The sequence below is a fragment of the Streptomyces sp. NPDC052109 genome, from assembly GCF_040680195.1.
In the GTDB taxonomy this organism is placed as follows: domain Bacteria; phylum Actinomycetota; class Actinomycetes; order Streptomycetales; family Streptomycetaceae; genus Streptomyces.
Window position 1 is genome coordinate 157,771 of the sequence record NZ_JBFAWF010000007.1, and the last position, 14,662, is coordinate 172,432.

Annotated in this window: 10 protein-coding genes; 3 read left to right on the top strand and 7 right to left on the bottom strand. The window is 70.9% G+C overall.

Annotation, left to right across the window (positions count from 1 at the left end; translation table 11 throughout):
• Positions 1-3 precede the first annotated feature (3 nt).
• The 3 genes from AB0L59_RS17175 to AB0L59_RS17185 form a co-directional block, all read right to left on the bottom strand.
• Complete coding sequence (locus AB0L59_RS17175) at positions 4-342, bottom strand: P-II family nitrogen regulator (RefSeq protein ID WP_030990174.1); 339 nt, start codon at positions 340-342, stop codon at positions 4-6.
• Complete coding sequence (locus tag AB0L59_RS17180; protein WP_365583916.1) at positions 339-1,682, bottom strand: ammonium transporter; 1,344 nt, start codon at positions 1,680-1,682, stop codon at positions 339-341. Before AB0L59_RS17180 ends, AB0L59_RS17175 begins: the two co-directional genes overlap by 4 nt.
• A gap of 343 nt (positions 1,683-2,025) precedes the next feature.
• The gene (locus AB0L59_RS17185; protein WP_365583919.1) at positions 2,026-3,507 is read right to left on the bottom strand and encodes a hypothetical protein; all 1,482 of its coding nucleotides are present in this window, start codon (positions 3,505-3,507) and stop codon (positions 2,026-2,028) included.
• 456 nt (positions 3,508-3,963) lie between these two features.
• Here AB0L59_RS17185 and AB0L59_RS17190 point away from each other — a divergent pair, with 456 nt between their 5' ends.
• The gene (locus AB0L59_RS17190; RefSeq protein WP_365583922.1) at positions 3,964-4,626 is read left to right on the top strand and encodes a bifunctional DNA primase/polymerase; all 663 of its coding nucleotides are present in this window, start codon (positions 3,964-3,966) and stop codon (positions 4,624-4,626) included.
• A 92-nt stretch (positions 4,627-4,718) separates the two neighbouring features.
• Here the strand turns inward: AB0L59_RS17190 and ftsY are convergent, their stop codons facing one another.
• Entirely contained in the window at positions 4,719-5,927 is a 1,209-nt protein-coding gene (ftsY, locus tag AB0L59_RS17195) for a signal recognition particle-docking protein FtsY (RefSeq protein WP_365583925.1), read from the bottom strand.
• A 170-nt stretch (positions 5,928-6,097) separates the two neighbouring features.
• On the opposite strand from ftsY, the gene AB0L59_RS17200 reads away from it, so the two are divergent.
• Positions 6,098-7,549, top strand: a complete 1,452-nt coding sequence (locus AB0L59_RS17200) for a cytosine permease (protein ID WP_365583928.1) — start codon at positions 6,098-6,100, stop codon at positions 7,547-7,549.
• A gap of 6 nt (positions 7,550-7,555) precedes the next feature.
• Here the strand turns inward: AB0L59_RS17200 and AB0L59_RS17205 are convergent, their stop codons facing one another.
• A complete protein-coding gene (locus tag AB0L59_RS17205) occupies positions 7,556-7,756 on the bottom strand; it encodes a hypothetical protein (RefSeq protein ID WP_365583931.1) in 201 nt (66 codons plus the stop codon).
• A 92-nt stretch (positions 7,757-7,848) separates the two neighbouring features.
• Between AB0L59_RS17205 and AB0L59_RS17210 the strand changes: the two genes are divergently transcribed.
• Positions 7,849-8,820 (top strand): LLM class flavin-dependent oxidoreductase, encoded by a 972-nt coding sequence (locus tag AB0L59_RS17210; protein ID WP_365583933.1) that lies wholly within the window; start codon positions 7,849-7,851, stop codon positions 8,818-8,820.
• Positions 8,821-9,126: 306 nt separating this feature from the next.
• On the opposite strand, the gene AB0L59_RS17215 is transcribed toward AB0L59_RS17210, so the two are convergent.
• Both AB0L59_RS17215 and AB0L59_RS17220 read right to left on the bottom strand, forming a co-directional pair.
• Positions 9,127-10,545, bottom strand: coding sequence for a sugar porter family MFS transporter (locus AB0L59_RS17215; protein ID WP_365583935.1), 1,419 nt, complete (start codon positions 10,543-10,545; stop codon positions 9,127-9,129).
• Between the two features lie 255 nt (positions 10,546-10,800).
• Positions 10,801-14,496, bottom strand: a complete 3,696-nt coding sequence (locus AB0L59_RS17220; protein WP_365583938.1) for an AAA family ATPase — start codon at positions 14,494-14,496, stop codon at positions 10,801-10,803.
• Positions 14,497-14,662: the final 166 nt, after the last annotated feature.

The window sequence follows — 14,662 nt, forward strand, 5'->3', positions numbered from 1 at the left end:
TGCTCAGAGCGCGTCCGGGCCGCGCTCGCCGGTGCGAACCCGTACGGCCGTCTCGACCGGCAGGGACCAGACCTTGCCGTCACCGATCTTGCCGGTGCGGGCCGCCTTGACGATGACCTCGATCAGCTGCTCGGCGTCGTCGTCCTCGGCCAGGACCTCGATACGGATCTTGGGGACCAGGTCGACGGTGTACTCGGCGCCGCGGTAGACCTCGGTGTGGCCCCGCTGACGACCGTAACCGCTGGCCTCGGTGACCGTCAGGCCGTGGACGCCGAACGCCTGAAGCGCCTCCTTGATCTCGTCCAGCCGGTGGGGCTTGACGACGGCGGTGATGAGCTTCATGCGTCCACCTTCTTGGTCTGCGTGCCGGCCAGGACCGGGGAGTGGCCGGCGGAGCCGAGGACGCCGCCGCCGGCGCCGCTGAAGTCGTATGCGGTCTCGGCGTGCTCGGCCTGGTCGATGCCGGAGATCTCCTCGTCCTCGGTGACCCGCATCCCGATGGTCTTGTCGAGCAGGAAGGCGAGGACGGCGGAGACGACCAGCGAGTAGGCGAGGACCGCGCCGACGCCGGCGCACTGCTTCCACAACTGGGTGAAGCTGTGGTCGCCGTAGAAGACGCCCGTGGCGGTGGACTGACCCTTGCCGGTGGCGAAGAAGCCGATGAGCAGGGAGCCGATGATGCCGCCGACCATGTGCACGCCGACGACGTCGAGGGAGTCGTCGTAGCCGAACCTGAACTTCAGGCCGACGGCCGCGGCGCAGGCGACACCGGCGATGGCGCCGACGGCGATCGCGCCGAGCGGGGAGACCGCGCCGCCGGACGGGGTGATCGCGACCAGACCGGCGACCGCGCCGGAGGCGGCGCCCAGCGTGGTGAACGCGCCGTGCCGGATCTTCTCGTAGGCGAGCCAGGCCAGCATGGCGGCGGCCGTCGCGACCTGCGTGTTGACGAACATCAGCGCGCCGACGCCGTCGTCGTTGCCGAGCCAGGAGCCCGCGTTGAAACCGAACCAGCCGAACCACAGCAGGCCCGCGCCGAGCATGACCAGCGGGAGGCTGTGCGGGCGCATCGGGTCCTTCTTGAAGCCGACGCGCTTGCCGATGACGAGGATGACACCGAGGGCCGCCGCACCCGCGTTGATGTGGACCGCCGTACCGCCCGCGAAGTCGATCACGCCCAGCTTGTAGGCCCAGCCGTCGGCGCCCCAGACCCAGTGGGCGACCGGGACGTAGACGATCGTGAGCCACAGGGCGATGAAGAGCGACCAGGCCGAAAACTTGACGCGGTCCGCGAGGGCGCCGCTTATCAGGGCCGGCGTGATGATCGCGAACATCATCTGGAAGACCATGAACACGAAGATCGGGATCGTGTAGCCGGGCCAGAGCTCCGTCAGTCCGATCTTGCGGAGGCCGAACCAGTCGGAGTCCCAGCCGATGAGGCTGTTGTGTGTGCCGAAGGCGAGGGAGAAGCCGTAGAGCACCCACAGAATGGTGATGATGCCCATGCTGATGAAGCTCATCATCAGCATGTTCAGGGTGCTCTTGACGCGGACCATGCCCCCGTAGAAGAAGGCCAGACCCGGCGTCATGATCAGTACCAGGGCGGAAGCTATGAGCATGAAGCCTGTGTTCGCGGCAGACAGCTTCGGTGCCTCCGCGGCAAGCGTGAAGGCTGGTGCCATCGGCGTCTCCTCGTCGGTTGGTACGGCCCCGTGCGGGCGGTGCCTGGGCGGTCCGGCGGGTTGTGGGGGCGGGCCGGTTATGCGCCATGAGACTGGCGCAGCGCGGTTTCGGTGGAAGCCCCTGGTTGTTTCGCCGGGGTGACGAAGGCGCCCTGTGTGTTACGCGTGGATGAAATGCGAGATGTCCGGCGGCGCGATCGTTATCGTGGCGCAACCTTCTCCGGGCGGGTCCGCCCGGAGAAACAGGCCGGCCGCGGTGGGCCTCTCGATGACCTGGCGCGGGGGAGCCGAGTCGGGCTGTTCGGGAGGACCGGCCGCGGCCGGGGCGTGGGAGCCGGGCGCGTCAGACCGCTTCGGCGGTCTCCGGCAGGTCGACGGCGAGCTGGTCGGTGAGATCGACCACGGTCGTGAGCTCGCCGTAGTCCCGTACGGCCGCGTCGACCGTCTTTCGGATACGAGTGTTCACACGCTCCGAGCGGACCTTCTTGGCGATCTCCATGGCTTGTGAGGCGTAGTCCGCGCTCCGTTCGGGCTCGCGCTGGAGCAGGTGCACGGTGGCCTTGCCGATCAGGTTCAGCGCGTAGGACCGCTGGTGCTCGGAATCCTTGGCGAACAGCTCCACCGCCCGCTGCATGAGCGGATCGGCGAGGGAGGCGTAGGTCGGGCTGCGTCCGGCGACGTAGGCGAGGTCGCGGAAGGAGTGGGAGTTCTCGCCGTACAGCTCGGCCTCGGAGAAGAAGCGGATCCAGTCGGGGTCCGGCTCGTCCCACTCGTCGGCCTCGGCGAAGGTGTCCTCGGCCATGCGGACCGCACGCTTGGTCTTGCCGGGCTGGCCCATGTTCGCGTAGGCGCGGGCCTCCATCGCATACAGCATGGACTGGGTGCGCGGACTCGCGCAGTCGCGGCTGCCGTACTGGGCGAGGTGGATCAGCTCCAGGGCGTCGTCGGGCCGGCCCAGGTGGATCATCTGGCGGCTCATGCTGGACAGGATGTACGAGCCGAGGGGCTTGTCGCCGGCCTCCTTGGCCGCGTGCAGGGCGAGGACGAAGTACTTCTGCGCGGTGGGCTGCAGACCGACGTCGTAACTCATCCAGCCCGCCAGTTCGGCGAGCTCGGCCGCGACCTTGAAGAGCTTGCGGGTGGTGGCCTCGGGCTGGGGCTCCTGGAGCAGGTCGGTGACCTCGTGCAGCTGGCCGACGACCGCCTTGCGGCGCAGGCCGCCGCCGCACTGGGCGTCCCACTGGCGGAACATCCGCGTGGTGGACTCCAGCAGGTCCAGCTCGGGCTTGGACAGCCGGCCGGGCCTGCGGGAGTCGAGGACGAACTCGGGCTCGGGGGGGACCGGGGCGGTGGTGGGGCTCGGGACGAGCCAGCGCTGCATGGGCTCGATGAGCGTGGGGCCGGCCGACAGCGCCAGCGAGGTGCCGAGGAAGCCGCGCCGGGCGAGCATCAGGTCGCTGCGCGAGAACTCGCTGAGCAGGGCGACCGTCTGGGGGGCCGTCCAGGGCAGGTCGACCCCGGAGGCGGAGGGCGACTGGCGGGCGGCGCGCAGGCCGAGGTCCTCGATGGAGACCACACAGCCGAAGCGCTCGGAGAACAGCTCGGAGAGGATGCGCGGGATCGGCTCGCGCGGGTTCTCCCCGTCCAGCCAGCGGCGCACGCGCGAGGTGTCGGTGGAGATGTGGTTGGCCCCCAACTGGCGTGCCCTGCGGTTCACTTGGCGAGCGAGCTCGCCCTTGGACCAGCCGCTGCGCACGAACCAAGAGCCGAGCAGCTCGTTGGGGCGCCTGTCGGCGTTCGTCCCACTACCGCTGTTGCCGCTCACTGGAACGCCCCCATCCCTGAGACCACCTGTCGTCGAGTGCGCCAAGCCCTATCAGAATGCCGGTAAATACGGCCTCCCGTCCGCCGGTTCTCACCCTTCGAACGGGTTGACGACTCGCCTCCGGCAACCCATGGATGCATATGCCTCCCGGACTCGCACACTCACAGTAATCCTACGATCACCCGCTCAGCCACGGGGATCCCTGAAACGCCACCATTCGCCACCCCTTCGAATGAACTCACGGGCGCCCGCACGCGATTCACTTGACATAGGACGGCCGGAAGTGGACGGAGTGATGCACTCGGGGGCGCGAACCCCCCGATGCGCCACCCGATGCGCTTCAAGGCGCCGCCTTGGCCTCGCCCGAGGGCGGGGAGGCGGAGCCGTAGCGTTACGTTCCGCTTCCGTCTCGTTCCGCGTCGTAACCACCGGCGCGCCGGACCCGTTGGAGGGGGCATGGGCTTCACGATCGGCGGCATTCGCGAGATCCGCTCCGGCACACGCCGGCGCGGCCGTTCGTCGGAGTGCACCGCCGTCGCCGAGTTCACCGGGCTGTGGGGCTGGGACGTGGTGCCGGGGGCGCGCGCCGCGGCAGGCGTCTGCTCGTGCGGCCGCGCCGACTGCACGGCGCCGGGCGCCCATCCCCTGGACTTCGCGGCGCGGGTGCCGGCCGGGGCCACGCTGGACGAGGTGACCAAGGCCTGGTCCGAGGTCCCGGGCGCCGCGGTGATGCTGCCGGTGGGCCAGGCGTTCGACGTCATCGAGGTCGCCGAGGGCGCCGGCCGCCGTGCCCTGGTCCGCCTGGAGCGGATGGGGCTGCCCCTCGGTCCGGTGACCGCGACCCCGGACGGCCGCGCCCACTTCTTCGTCGCGCCCGGCGCCGCCGCCGACCTCCCCCGGCTGCTCTACCGCATGGGCTGGGACGCCCCCTCGGCCCTCGACCTGCGCGGCCTCGGCCCCGGTACGCACATCACCGCGCCGCCCTCCGACCGGGGTGGTCTGGGCCCGGTGCGCTGGCTGCGGCCGCCCGCGCTGGACTCGGCGACGCGGCCTCCGGCGGCCCGGCTGCTGCTGGGCACGCTGGCGTACGTGGCACACCGGTCGCGGGCGCGGGCCTGATCGGCGCACGCGCCGCCGCGCAAGGCGAAGCGCCCGTCCCCAACTGCACCTTGGGGCGGGCGCTTCTTGTCAGTGCCGCGGTCGGTGACCGGTCAGTCACCGATCAGCGCGTCCACGAACGCCTCCGGCTCGAACGGCGCGAGATCGTCGGCGCCCTCGCCGAGGCCGATCAGCTTGACCGGCACGCCCAGCTCGCGCTGGACCGCGACGACGATGCCGCCCTTGGCGGTGCCGTCCAGCTTGGTCAGCACGATGCCGGTGATGTCCACGACCTCCGCGAACACGCGGGCCTGCACCAGGCCGTTCTGGCCGGTGGTGGCGTCCAGGACGAGCAGCACCTCGTCGAGCGGCGCGTGCTTCTCCACGACCCGCTTGACCTTGCCGAGCTCGTCCATGAGGCCGGTCTTGGTGTGCAGACGGCCGGCGGTGTCGATGAGGACGACGTCGACCCCCATCTCCTTGCCCTCCTTGACCGCGTCGAAGGCCACGGAGGCGGGGTCGCCTGCCTCGGGGCCGCGCACGGTGTAGGCGCCGACCCGCTCGCCCCAGGTCTGCAGCTGGTCGGCGGCGGCGGCGCGGAAGGTGTCGGCGGCGCCCAGGACGACCGTGCGGCCGTCGGCCACGAGCACGCGCGCGAGCTTGCCGGTGGTGGTGGTCTTGCCGGTGCCGTTGACCCCGACGACCATCACGATGCCGGGCTTGCGGTCCTCGGGCTCGGTCTTCACCGTGCGGTCGACGTCGGTGCCGACCAGCTTGAGCAGCTCCTCGCGCAGCAGGCCGCGCAGCTCCTCGGGGGTGCGGGTGCCGAGCACCTTCACGCGCTCGCGCAGGCCCTCGACCAGCTCCTGGGTGGGCTGCACGCCGACGTCGGCGGTGAGCAGCGTGTCCTCGATCTCCTCCCAGGTCTCGTCGTCCAGGTGCTCGCGCGAGAGCAGCGTGAGCAGGCCCTTGCCCAGGGCGTTCTGGGAGCGGGACAGACGGGCGCGCAGGCGGACCAGCCGCCCGGCGGTGGGCTCCGGGATCTCGAGCTCGGGAACCTCGACGGCGGGGCCGGTGGGGGGCTCTTCGACGACGACCGCGGGGCCGCCGGGGAGATCCACCTCCTCGATCGTGCGGCGCGGTTCGTCGCGCGGCGTCTCGGCCTCGTCGCCGACGTGCGGCTCGGCCGGGGGCGCGGTGATGTCGGGCGCCTTCGGGGGCGGCGGAGGCAGCGGCTTCCGGCGCCGGCTGCCCACGATCAGCCCACCGAGCGCGCCGAACACGACCACGGCGATGACTACAGCAAGGATGACGATTTCCATAACGGCTCCAGTATCAGCCATGGGTTACGACGGAAGGCCGTTTGTGGCTTCCTCCGAGAGACAAACGCCACTTAAAGCAAGGAGTCGGAGCAAAGTACGATGGTGGCGGCTCTATTGACGCGCGTAGAGTCCCCACCGTCCCCTGTCCTCCCACGTCTGGCCCCTTTTCCATGAGCAAAACCGTCGAGACCGAAGGCGCTCTCGAGACCCGAGGCATCGAGCAGGTCCCGGATCACGAGCGCACCGCGAAGACCCGTGAGCTGTTCCCCACCTGGGTCGGTGCCAACATCAGCGTGCTGCTGCTGACGATGGGCGCGAGCCTCGTCGTGGCGTACCACCTGAACATCTGGCAGGCACTCGTCGTCGCGGTGGCCGCCCCGGTCGTGTCGTACGGCCTGGTCGGCCTGATCGGCATCGCCGGCAAGCGCGGCGGCGCGCCCGGCATGGCGCTCTCGCGGGCGGTCTTCGGCCAGCGCGGCAACCTGCTGCCCGGCTCGCTGATCTGGGTCGCGCGCTGGGGCTGGGAGACGATCAACGCGGTCACGGGCGCCTACGCGATGCTCACCATCCTGGACATCCTGCTCGGCATCAAGGCGAACAGCGTGCTGGACATGGTGACGCTGCTGGTGTTCGTCGTCGCGACCTTCGCGATCTCCGGGCTCGGCATCAACGCCGTGCAGAAGTGCAACAAGTACGCGACCTACCTCTTCGGCGTCTTCTCGGTGCTGGTCCTGGTCTACCTGGTCGCGAACACCGACTGGTCGAAGGTGCTGCACCACGGCGGCGGCTCCACGGCCGCGGTGATCACCGGCGTCGGCATGATCGCGGCGGGCGGCGTCAGCTGGATCCCGACGGCGCCGGACTTCACGCGCTATCTGCCCCGCACGGCGTCCTCGAAGGCGATCGTGGGCACGGCGGTCGGCGGCGCCGGCATCGTCGTGCTGCCCATGGTCCTGATGGGCGCCGTGATGGCGGTGTCCACGCCGGACCTGGCCTCGGCGACCGACCCCGTGTCCTTCCTCGGCGAGATCCTGCCGACGTGGATCGCGGTGCCGTACCTGTTCATCGCGCTGATCGGCATGCTGCTGATCAACTCGATGTCGATGTACTCGGCGGGCTTCACCGCGCAGACCCTGGGCTTCAAGGTGCCGCGGCACTGGGCGGTCTCGGTGAACGCCGTGATCTCGCTGGCCTTCGGCGGGGTGCTGATGCTGGTGGCGACGAGCTTCATGGGCTCGTTCATCGCCTTCCTCTCGCTGCTGGCGGTGGCCTTCTCCGCCTGGGTCGGCGTCTTCGGCGCGGACATGCTGCGCCGCACCGAGTACGACGGCGAGGCGATGACCGACACCACCCGCACCAGCGCCTACTGGTACAAGGGCGGCTTCTCCCCCGCCGCCGTGGCCTCCTGGGCGATCGGCCTGGTCTCGGGTCTGATGTTCACGACCTCGGACTGGTTCACCGGCCCGCTGGCGAAGAACAACGTCATCGGCGAGTACGGCCTCGGCTGGGTCGCCACGATCGTGATCTCGGGTCTGCTGTACCTCGTTCTGCCCAAGCCGGCACCGAAGGAGCCGGCGGAGGCCGCCGAGCCGGCCGGGGAGCGGGCGACCGTCGACGCCTGACGCGCGTCAGCCGCCCCGGCGGCTCTTGTACAGGGCGGTGCTCGCGCGGAAGCGGAGGCGGGAGCAGCGGTCCTTCGTCTGCTGGTCGGCGTCGTCCGGACAGCAGCAGTACCGGGCGAGCCACCGCAGGTCGTCCGGGTCGAGCCAGAGGGCGATCCGGCCCCGGCCGGCCTCCGTCCGCGGATCCGTGGGTACGGCGTCGGTCATCCCGCGAGCCTACCTCCTGCCCTTGCATAGCCATCTGACGCCACGTCAGCTACCGTCCCCCTCCACCGAGTCGTACCGGAGGGGGACTCCCCATGCCCGTCACGGTCGTCCGTTTCAACCTCGTCGCTCCCGGCGCCGGCCGCGCCGCCCTCTCCGCCCGCTATCGGACCGCCCTGGAGATGGCCGCGTACGCGGACGAGCACGGGATCAGCACCGTGCAGACCGAGGAACACCACGGCGCCGAGAACAACTGGCTGCCGTCGCCGTTCGCCTTCGCGGGCGCGGTGTTCGGGGCGACCCGCCGGATCGCGGTGACCGTCTCGGCGGTGATCGGCCCCCTGCACGACCCGCTGCGGCTGGCCGAGGAGATAGCCGTGCTGGACCTGCTGAGCGGCGGCCGGCTGGTGACGGTGGCCGGGATCGGTTACCGGCCCGAGGAGTACGCCCTGTTCGACGTCGACTGGAATGCCCGCGGCCGACTGCAGGACGAGCTGCTGGAGACCCTGCTGAAGGCGTGGTCCGGCGAGGAGTTCGCGTACCGGGGCCGTACGGTGCGGCTCACCCCGCGCCCCTTCACCGATCCGCACCCCCTCGTGCTGGTCGGCGGCTCCTCCAGGGCCGCCGCCCGCCGCGCCGCCCGGCTCGGCCTGCCGTTCTTCCCGAGCGCGCACCTGCCGGAACTGGAGTCCTACTACAAGGAGAAGCTCGCCGCGTACGGCACCGAGGGCTGGGTCATGATGCCCGCGGCCGAGACCCCTCTGCTGCACATCGCCGACGACCCGGACCGGACGTGGGCGCGGTACGGCGAGCACTTCCTGCACGAGGCCCGGACGTACGCCTCCTGGCAGTCCGGTCAGATCCGCTCGGCGGTGCGCTCGGCGGCCACGACGGTGGAGGAGCTGCGCACGGAGGGCGTGTACCGCGTCCTCACCCCGGAGGAGTGCGCGGGCGCGGGACTGGACAGCCTCGTCCTGCATCCGCTGGTGGGCGGGATGCCGGTCGAGGAGGGCTGGCGGAGCCTGCGGTTGTTCGCGGAGCACGTGGTGCCGAGGGTGGGCGGTTGAGTCCGGAGCCCGGAGGACCTCGGGGTCACACGCTGTCGCCCAGCCTGTGGATCGACGACAGCCGCGAAGTCGCTGTGCCGCCTGGCTTCCCGGCCGGGCCCCTCCTCCCGCGGAGCCGCCGCACGCCGTCGCGGACGCCGCGTCCACGCCGACGAGACCGGAACCTGCACGAGGCGCCCGTCGGCGGGAACAGACCGCCGCCCCCGGACCGGGCAGTGGCCGGTACGGGGGCGGCGGGGGGTACGAGGAGAGGGGCAGCGGGGTCTTGGCCCCTGCTCCTCGGTCTCGGGGGCTTCTCCGGCAGGATCAGCCCATCTCCTCCAGCGCCTTGCCCTTCGTCTCCTTGACGAACTTCAGGACGAACGGGATGGAGAGCGCCGCGAAGACGGTGTAGATGACGTACGTGCCGGAGAGGTTCCAGTCGGCCAGCGACGGGAAGCTCGCGGTGATGGCCCAGTTGGCGATCCACTGCGCCGAGGCGGCCACACCCAGGGCGGCGGCGCGGATCCTGTTCGGGAACATCTCGCCGAGGAAGACCCAGACCACCACGCCCCAGGACAGGGCGAAGAAGAGGACGAACACGTGGGCGGCGATCAGGGCGACCCAGCCCTGGGTGGCCGGCAGCTTGCCGTCGACCAGGTGGGAGCTGAACGCCCAGGCCTCCAGCGCGAGACCGACGACCATGCCGACCGAGCCGATGAGGGCGAGCGGCTTGCGGCCGATGCGGTCCACGAAGATCATCGCGATCACGGTGCCGATGATGTTGATGATCGACGTCGTGAAGGAGTAGAAGAACGAGTCCGTCGGGTCGACACCGACCGACTGCCACAGCGTCGAGGAGTAGTAGAAGGCGACGTTGATGCCGACGAACTGCTGGAAGACCGACAGGCCGATACCGATCCAGACGATCGGCTTGAAGAAGAAGCCGCCGCCGAGCAGGTCCTTGAAGGTGGACTTGTGCTCGCTCTTCATCGCGTGCTCGATCTCGGCGACGCGGGCGTCCAGGTTCACGCCCTTGCCCTCGACCTCGGCGAGGATCTCCTTGGCACGCTCACGCTTGCCGACGGAGAGCAGGAAGCGCGGGGACTCGGGGATCGCGAAGGAGAGCAGACCGTAGAGGACGGCCGGGACGACCATGACGCCGAGCATGACCTGCCAGGCCTCCAGGCCCATCAGGTGGCCGCGCTGGTTGCCGCCGGCGGCGTTCAGCAGGCCCCAGTTGACCAGCTGCGAGATGGCGATGCCGACGACGATCGCGGCCTGCTGGAAGGAGCCGAGCCGGCCGCGGTAGGCGGGCGGGGCGACCTCGGCGATGTAGGCCGGGCCGATGACGGAGGCCATGCCGATGGCGAAACCGCCGACGATCCGCCAAAGGGCGAGGTCCCACAGCGCGAAGGGCAGCGCGGAGCCGACGGCGCTGATGGTGAAGAGGACCGCGGCTATCTGCATACAGCGGATACGGCCGATGCGGTCGGCTATGCGGCCGGCCGTCGCGGCGCCGATGGCACAGCCGATCAGGGCGATCGCGATGACCTGGGCGAGGGCCGCGGAACCGATGTCGTACTTGCTGCGGATGGCCTCGACCGCGCCGTTGATCACGGAGCTGTCGTAACCGAAGAGGAAACCGCCCATGGCGGCGGCCGCTGCGATGAAGATGACGTGCCCGAGATGTTCGGGATGAGCCGTACCGGCTCCTGACTGAGGTGCCTGCGCTGTGCTGGTCACGTGTATCTCCTCGGGCCACGGCAACGCTGCCGGGGTGGGGGGCGAGCCCTTCCTGGCGTGGGCGGATCCTTGGTGGTTCCAGTGGCGCACAACTTCGCGCCGCTCACACCTGAAGGTAAAAGCAACGTTGCAGAGACTATGCCTTCAAGTTTCGAAGTCAATAGTTCAACGACTGTGAGTTTTTCGATGGGCCCGTTGGTCTCGTGTTCAAGAAGTGAACGTCGGCGTAGTTGATCTTCTAGTGGATCTTCAGGTCTAGCGGAGCCGCTGGGAGATCACCTTGGACACGCCGTCGCCCTGCATGGACACGCCGTAGAGCGCGTCGGCGACCTCCATCGTGCGCTTCTGGTGCGTGATCACGATCAACTGCGAGGCCTCCTGCAGCTCCTGCATGATCCGGATCAGCCGCTGGAGGTTGGTGTCGTCCAGGGCCGCCTCGACCTCGTCCATGACGTAGAAGGGGCTCGGCCGGGCCTTGAAGATCGACACCAGCAGGGCGACGGCCGTCAGCGAGCGCTCGCCACCGGAGAGCAGGGACAGCCGCTTGACCTTCTTGCCCGGCGGGCGCGCCTCGACGTCCACGCCCGTGGTGAGCATGTTGTCGGGGTCGGTGAGCACCAGCCGCCCCTCACCGCCCGGGAAGAGCCGGCCGAAGACGCCCTCGAACTCGCGGGCTGTGTCCCAGTAGGCCTCGGTGAAGACCTGCTCGACGCGCTCGTCGACCTCCTTCACCACCTGGAGCAGGTCGGCGCGGGTCTTCTTCAGGTCCTCCAGCTGCTCGCTGAGGAACTTGTGCCGTTCCTCCAGCGCCGCGAACTCCTCCAGCGCCAGCGGGTTGACCTTGCCCAGCTGCTGGTACGCCCGCTCGGCGGCCTTGAGCCGGCGCTCCTGCTCGGCCCGGTGGAAGGGCTTGGGCTGGTTGCGCGGGTGCTCGGGGTCCTCGGGCAGCACCTCGCCCTCGGCGGGGAGCGAGGGCGGCACGGGCTGGTGCGGGCCGTACTCCGCCACCAGCCCGGCCGGTTCGACACCCAGCTCCTCCAGCGCCTTGGTCTCCAGCTGCTCGATCCGCAGCCGCTTCTCGGCGCCGAGTACCTCGCCGCGGTGCACCGAATCCGTCAACTTGTCGAGCTCGGCCTTGAGTTCGCGTCCGGCGGTGCGCGCGGCGGTCAGTTCCTGCTCGCGCCGGGCCTTGGCGGCCTCGGCGGCGGCGCGTTCCCGTTCGGCGCGGGCGAGGGAGACCTCGATGTGCGCGAGCAGCTGGCGGGCGCCGGAGGCGACCGCCTCGGCGACGGCGGCCTCATGACGCAGCCGGGCGCGGCGCTGCTCGGCACGCGCGCGTGCCTCACGTTCCGCGCGGGCGGCCCGGTCGAGGGAGTCGGCCCGTCCGGCGAGCCCCTTGACCCGCTCCTCATGGGTACGGACCTGCAGCCGGGCCTCCATCTCGGTCTGCCGGGCGTTGGCCCCGTCGGCGGCGAGGCGGTCCCGGACCGAGGTGTCCGGCTCCTCCTCGACCGGCATCTCCTCGGCGACCACCAGTCGCTCGGCCAGCTCCTCGGCCTCCTGTACGGCCTTCTCCAGCGCCTCCTGCGCGCGTGCGGCCGCGGCAGCTGAGCGCTCCGCCTCTCCGGCGGCCCCGCGGGCCTGCCCGGCCAGCCGGCCGAGCTGCTGGGCCACGGCCGACTTCTCCCGGTCGGCGGCCCGGCGCCGCTCTCCGATGTCCTCGACCAGTGCGGCGGTCTGCCTGCGCCGCTCGGCCGCCGTGTGCTGTGCCTCGGCCAGTTCCTCGCAGCGGACCGCCAGCTCGGCCAGCTCGGCGGCGGCCTCGTCGACCGAGGCCTGCACCTCCAGCAGACTCGGCGCCCCGGCGGAGCCGCCGTGTGCGAAGTGGGCGCCCAGGAGGTCGCCCTCGGCGGTCACGGCGGTGAGTTCCGGGTGCGCGCAGACGAGGTCCTCGGCGTCCTCCAGGGTGCCGACGACCACGGCTCCTCGCAGCAGGCGGCGGACGGCGGGCATGAGGTGGGCGGGGCCGCGGACGAGGTCCGCGGCGAGGAGGGGGGTGCCGGTCTGTCGGTCGACCGCGGGTCCGCCGTGGCTGGTCCCGCCGTTCCCCGCGGCCCTTTGGGACATCGGGCCGCCGCCGTCGGACACCGCTTCGTCGTGGCCGAGCGCGCCGTCGCCCGCCGCCCCCCGGGGCACCGGGCCGCCGTCGTCGGGGGCGGGCTCGTGCTCCGGGGTGGCTGCGAGGAGCAGGGCCGCCCTGCCGCCGTCCTGCTTGCGCAGCAGGCGGATCGCCTCCGCCGCCGCCGTGGTGGTCGCGACCGCGATCGCGTCCGCCGCCGCTCCGAAGGCCGCGGCGAGGGGGACCTCGTAGCCCGGGGTGACCGTCAGCAGTTCCGCCGCCGGGCCCAGGACTCCGGTGAGGCGGTCGCGGGCGCCGAGGAGTATTCCGGTGCCGTCCTTGCGGCGCAGGCCCAGGGCCAGGGCCTCGTGGCGGGCCTGGGTCGCGGCGCGGCTGCGTTCGGCCGTGGTGAGTGCCTCGCGGGCCGTGCTCAGGGCGGTCTCCGCCTCGGCGAGCAGGCGCTTGGCGTCCTCGTGCCGCTCGGCGAGGTCCGCGTCGTCGGCGTCGAGGCCGTCGACCTCGGCCTTGAGCGTCTCGTACTCCTCCTGGGCCCGTACGGCGCGCTCCTGCGCCTCGTCGCGGGCCGTGGCCAGGCGGTCGATCTCGGCCTGTGCGGAAGCCGCTCGGGAGCGGGCCGCGTTGACCTGGCCGGTCAGGCGGGCCAGTCCCTCACGACGGTCGGCGATGGCGCGGGCCACGTCCCTCAGCCGGCGTTCCTCGACGGCCAGCTCCCGCTCCAGTTCGGCGCGGTGGGCGACGGTGTCGTCGAGGGCGTGCTGGGCCGCCTCCAGGGCCGCCTCCAGCTCGGCCTCCTGCTCGCGGACGCGGGCGGCCTCGCGCTCCAGGTCCTCGGGGTCGCGGCCGCGCCGTTCCTCGGGGGGCGCGGAGGTGGCGCTCTTGACCCGGGCGTCGGCCAGCGAGACCGTGCCGCGGACGCGTTCGGCCAGCTGGGACAGCTCGTACCAGGTCTGCTGGGCGTTCTGGAGGCGGGGCGCGAGGCGGCGCACCTCGTCCTCCAGCAGGGCCTCGCGCTGGAGCGCCTTCTTCAGCTCCTGTTCGGCGGCTTCCTTGCGCTCCTTCAGGGCCGCCTCGTCGGCGATCTCGGTCTTCAGCGCCTCGCGCAGTCGTACGAGATCGTCGGCCAGCAGTCGCAGGCGGGCATCGCGCAGATCCGCCTGGATGACGGCGGCCCTTCTCGCCACCGCCGCCTGGCGGCCGAGCGGCTTGAGCTGGCGGCGGAGCTCGTCGGTCAGGTCCTGCACGCGCGCGAGGTTGGCCTGCATCGCGTCCAGCTTGCGCAGGGCCTTCTCCTTGCGCTTGCGGTGCTTGAGGACACCCGCGGCCTCCTCGATGAAGGCCCGGCGGCCCATGGGATCGGCGTGCAGGACGGAGTCGAGCTGGCCCTGGCCGACGATGACGTGCATCTCGCGGCCGATGCCGGAGTCGGAGAGGAGGTCCTGGATGTCGAGGAGGCGGCAGGTGTCACCGTTGATCTGGTACTCGCTGCCGCCGTTGCGGAACATGATCCGCGTGATGGTGACCTCGGCGTACTCGATCGGCAGCGCGCCGTCGGAGTTGTCGATGGTCAGGGACACCTCGGCGCGGCCCAGCGGGGGGCGGCCGGTGGTGCCGGCGAAGATGACGTCCTCCATCTTGCCGCCGCGCAGCGACTTGGCGCCCTGTTCGCCCATGACCCAGCTGAGCGCGTCCACGACGTTGGACTTGCCCGAGCCGTTCGGTCCGACGACACACGTGATGCCCGGTTCGAACCGGAGCGTGGTCGCCGAGGCGAACGACTTGAACCCGCGGAGGGTCAGGGCCTTGAGGTGCACGCCGCTGGACTCTACCCGGAGCCGCTATCTCACTCCATGAACCCTCGCAACCGCGCGGTTTCGCCAGTGAACATGCAGGGCAGACCGTACGTTAAAGAAGGTGAAAGGATGCGCGGGGGAAGAACGAAGGGACGCCGAAGCGTCCCTTGCAACTCTGACGGCTGGA

What these genes read in the sequence shown, in the direction of transcription:
- AB0L59_RS17180 (WP_365583916.1), bottom strand. Translation starts at nt 1,682, where the DNA reads ATGGCACCAGCCTTCACGCTTGCCGCGGAGGCACCGAAGCTGTCTGCC.
- AB0L59_RS17210 (WP_365583933.1), top strand. Translation starts at nt 7,849, where the DNA reads ATGCCCGTCACGGTCGTCCGTTTCAACCTCGTCGCTCCCGGCGCCGGC.
- AB0L59_RS17190 (WP_365583922.1), top strand. Translation starts at nt 3,964, where the DNA reads ATGGGCTTCACGATCGGCGGCATTCGCGAGATCCGCTCCGGCACACGC.
- ftsY (WP_365583925.1), bottom strand. Translation starts at nt 5,927, where the DNA reads ATGGAAATCGTCATCCTTGCTGTAGTCATCGCCGTGGTCGTGTTCGGC.
- AB0L59_RS17200 (WP_365583928.1), top strand. Translation starts at nt 6,098, where the DNA reads ATGAGCAAAACCGTCGAGACCGAAGGCGCTCTCGAGACCCGAGGCATC.
- AB0L59_RS17175 (WP_030990174.1), bottom strand. Translation starts at nt 342, where the DNA reads ATGAAGCTCATCACCGCCGTCGTCAAGCCCCACCGGCTGGACGAGATC.
- AB0L59_RS17205 (WP_365583931.1), bottom strand. Translation starts at nt 7,756, where the DNA reads ATGACCGACGCCGTACCCACGGATCCGCGGACGGAGGCCGGCCGGGGC.